Source organism: Corynebacterium sp. HMSC074E01, assembly GCF_001808885.1.
Taxonomy (GTDB): Bacteria; Actinomycetota; Actinomycetes; order Mycobacteriales; family Mycobacteriaceae; genus Corynebacterium.
This window is the reverse complement of the sequence record NZ_KV794819.1, coordinates 1-533: the sequence shown is the minus strand read 5'-3', so window position 1 is coordinate 533 and position 533 is coordinate 1. Positions and strand designations below refer to the sequence as shown.

Below are 533 nucleotides of genomic sequence, written 5' to 3'. Positions count from 1 at the left end.
CGGGGGAAAGTGGTGCTACCTCTATCGGGCAATCACCGCCGGTGGCCAGACCCTGGACTTCTACCTCTCACCAAAACGCAACGTCGCGGCAGCGAAGCGTTTCCTGGCGAAGACGCTGCGGTCGAATAAATCGGCAGGCTATCCGCGGGTGATCAGCACCGACAAGGCCCCCTCACTCGCCAGGGCAATCTCTGAGCTGAAGGCGGAAGGCGTCTGTCCATCGACGGTCGAGCATCGTCGGGTGAAATACCTCAACAACGTCATTGAAGGCGATCATGGCCGGTTAAAGCGGATCCTGGGGCCGAAAGGAGCATTCAAAAACCGAACGTCTGCCTACCGGACGTTGAAAGGGATGGAAGCGATGCACTCATTGCGGAAGGGGCAGGGCACGATGTTTGCCTATGGTCACCCGAATCCGGATGCAGTGATTGTTAGCCGGGTATTCGAGACGGCCTGACAACACAGGCACATAGCGTTGATCACACAATAAAAACGGAGCTTTCTTGGCTCCCGCCCCAAGTTGCAACAGCACC

Annotated in this window: 1 pseudogene; it reads left to right on the top strand. The window is 57.4% G+C overall.

Going from position 1 to position 533, the window contains the following annotated elements:
• Positions 1 to 457: pseudogene (locus HMPREF2537_RS00895) on the top strand (IS6-like element IS1628 family transposase); the annotation flags it as partial.
• Positions 458 to 533: the final 76 nt, after the last annotated feature.